The following is a 3120-nucleotide window of genomic DNA, read 5'->3' as shown; positions in this document are numbered from 1 at the left end:
ACCTACGATCTATTGATGATTACTTACTCCTTGGGAGATTTGATAAATATCAGCTAAAAATTTACACTGTTTTGAGGGGTAGTTTATGCAAAAAATGGAACACAGACAGGTTGCGCTACCGCCTGTATCGCAGCAGAACTTCATTTCTGTTTTCTATAGGACGGAAACCCCAAATCCCGACCCAACAACAACCAATGACCCGCCGAATGTCTACAAGTACCACACGCGCACTTGACGTTGATTTACGCGCAAATGTAATACAAGGAACGGATTTTGTCTATTCCCAGACTAAATCCTGGGGAATGTCATGTGGCATTCATACCGTTGATTTGATTCTTGTGAGTTTGTGTGTCAATTCCCAATCCTGTAAATCCTATAATCTTGAAAATCCTGATTCTGACAGGCACTAACCAGTGGCTAACTACTATCTGCTGACCATCAAAAGCATTTGACATAATCTCGAAATATGCTAAACTCTACACAAAGGAGACCCACAATGCAGAAACCGATTCGCTTAGGACTCATTGGCTGTGGCGGGATTGTGCAAAACACACATGCCCGTGCCTATAGTGCACTTTCAGACACCGTTCAGGTAACCGCGCTTGCAGACATCGTCCCAGAAAACCTACAAAAAGTCGGAGAACAGTTCAGCGTACCAGCAGAGAACCGATATGCAGATTATCGGGATATGCTCGAACATGCAGCGATAGATGCCGTGACCATTGCTACACCCCACTCATTTCACGCCGAGCAGGTGGTGGAAGCCGCGAACGCAGGCATGGCAGTTATTTCCGAAAAACCGATGGCAACGAACTTGGAAGAGGTTGGTGGTATTCTATCAGCACCTGTATAGAATTTGATTTTTTTTTTTGAATGTGTAATACTTAAACGTACTAAACTTTGGACAATTTTAAACACGATACACATTTCGCCCCTCTGGGGCTTAGGTCTTGGTGGATATGCCGTTTCTATAGACATTCCGCCCCTCTGGGGCTTGCGCCTTCTTCCATTTGCGTTTATTTTTCTACAAGTTGGGTTTTTGTATGGAACTTGAAGAAAAATCAGAAACCCTTTGAAAATAAGCATTAATCTCACAGAAATTGTCCAAACTATAGTTAAACGTAGGTAATAATCAAAAACGGTGAAAAAGCGTGGGATTGGAATTTCAATGGGATACTCGTAAAGCGAAAGAAAATTTGAGAAAACATAATGTTTCTTTTCAAGAAGCTATCACCGTCTTTTCGGATTTTCTCTCTTTGACTATTCCAGATCCACTGCATTCAAAAATAGAAGAAAGATTGGTGACTATTGGGCACTCTGAAAAACAGAGACTTTTAGTTGTTGTTCATACAGAGAGAGGCGATGTTGTTCGCATCATTTCTGCTCGAAAAGCGACATCTTATGAAAGGAGAACTTATGAATCAAGCCAGATCGAATCAACATGCCCCAGATATGCTTGATGAATACGATTTCAGCGAAGGCGTTCGGGGAAAATATGCACAGCGATACTACGCAGACAAAAATCTAATTCGACTCGATGATGATGTAGCCGAGATGTTCCCTGATGCCAAATCTGTCAACGAAGCCTTAAGAGCATTAGGAAAAATCATCGTCGAACATCAGAAGAAAGTTTCATAACCCTTAACCATTTGCTCCTTGACGAAGGTAATCCAACCGCGCCCCTTGAAAGTAGTAGGCGAGGTTTTGCAGCGTACTCGCTCAAATGCGATGTGCATTCTACCCCGCCGTGCTTCTTCACAATCCATCGCCTTGCTCCTTAGTCCCATACGGGCAACATCTATGTAGAATCTACACAAAGGAGACTCACAATGAAGAAACCCATTCGCTTAGGACTTATTGGCTGTGGCGGGATTGTACAAAATACGCATGCCCGCGCCTATAATGCACTCACAGACACCATTCAGGTAACCGCGCTCGCAGACATCGTCCCAGAAAACCTACAAAAAGTCGGAGAACGGTTCAGCGTCCCAGCAGAGAACCGATATGCAGATTATCGGGATATGCTCGAACATGCAGCGATAGATGCCGTGACCATTGCCACACCTCATTCATTTCACGCCGAGCAGGTTATCGAAGCCGCAAACGCAGGCATGGCTATTATTTCCGAAAAACCGATGGCGACGAACTTGGAAGAGGCTGACGATATTCTATCAGCTGTGCGTCGTAACAGCGTGCCTTATACAGTCGTGCATAACTACCTTTTCAATGCAGGCATGAGAGCAGCGATGACAGAACTTGACGCACTCGGAGAATCTCATTTCGGAAGGAGCGTCGGGATGGGACTAAAACCGACAGATTTTTCAGCGAATCACCCGACACCGGCGTTTGCGTGGCGCGCCAGCAAAGCCAAAGGCGGTGGGTGTATCATTGACACCAGTTACCACGAAATCTATTCCGTTTGTGCTCTGATGCAATCGCCCGTCCGATACGTTGAGGCACGTGTCCAAACCCTCCGTCTCGATATTGATGTCGATGATATCGCCATGTTGCTCTGTGAACACGAAAACGGCGGGATCACGACTGTATCGGGAGCGTGGTGCGTACCTGCCACAGATTTTGGGTGGTGCGAGATGCATGCTGAGAACGGTTCCCTGCGCGTCCGGCATCGCGTAAATGTGGAGGATGCACTCCGTCGTTTCACGAGAGCAGACGGATGGAAAGCGTTAGAGCTCTCAGAATTTAACGAAGCAGAACGCGAAGACGCAAGCGGACATGTCCGCTATTTCACGGAGACCTTTAACGCCCTTGCAGCGGATGCCCCACTACCCGTAGATCCGAAGAAGGCGTATCACAACCTCGCCATTATTGAGGCAGCGCGTGAAGCGACCACAGAACGCCGCGCAATTGAAATTGTACCGCCATAAAAAACGTGGGTTCAATAAAACAGCCATGTAGCGCGAACTGTATGAAGATTAAAAGATAAATGTAGGTAATCGACGGGCAATAATGCACGTCGCATTTGGGCGAGTACGCCGCAGAATTGCCCTACTACAAGCAGGTGAGTTCGTAGTAGTGCGATTTATCGCACGTTGAGAAATTAAGGAAACTGATATTTATCAAATCTCCCAAGGAGTAAGTAATCATCAATAGATCGTAGGT

4 protein-coding genes are annotated in these 3120 nt (G+C 45.9%); all 4 read left to right on the top strand.

What is annotated here, in order from left to right; translation table 11 throughout:
- Positions 1 to 496: 496 nt before the first annotated feature.
- The 4 genes from OXN25_09875 to OXN25_09860 all read left to right on the top strand — a co-directional run bounded on the left by OXN25_09875 (position 497) and on the right by OXN25_09860 (position 2885).
- Positions 497 to 853: a Gfo/Idh/MocA family oxidoreductase gene (locus OXN25_09875; protein MDE0425165.1), complete on the top strand. Its 357-nt coding sequence runs from the start codon at positions 497 to 499 to the stop codon at positions 851 to 853.
- Between the two features lie 304 nt (positions 854 to 1157).
- A complete protein-coding gene (locus OXN25_09870; protein MDE0425164.1) occupies positions 1158 to 1460 on the top strand; it encodes a BrnT family toxin in 303 nt (100 codons plus the stop codon).
- Positions 1417 to 1638, top strand: coding sequence for a hypothetical protein (locus OXN25_09865; protein MDE0425163.1), 222 nt, complete (start codon positions 1417 to 1419; stop codon positions 1636 to 1638). Before OXN25_09870 ends, OXN25_09865 begins: the two co-directional genes overlap by 44 nt.
- Positions 1639 to 1829: 191 nt before the next feature.
- Positions 1830 to 2885 (top strand): Gfo/Idh/MocA family oxidoreductase, encoded by a 1056-nt coding sequence (locus OXN25_09860; protein MDE0425162.1) that lies wholly within the window; start codon positions 1830 to 1832, stop codon positions 2883 to 2885.
- The last annotated feature ends 235 nt before the right edge of the window (positions 2886 to 3120 follow it).

Source organism: Candidatus Poribacteria bacterium, assembly GCA_028820845.1.
GTDB lineage: Bacteria > Poribacteria > WGA-4E > WGA-4E > WGA-3G > WGA-3G.
This window is presented reverse-complemented; position numbering and strand designations above follow the sequence as displayed.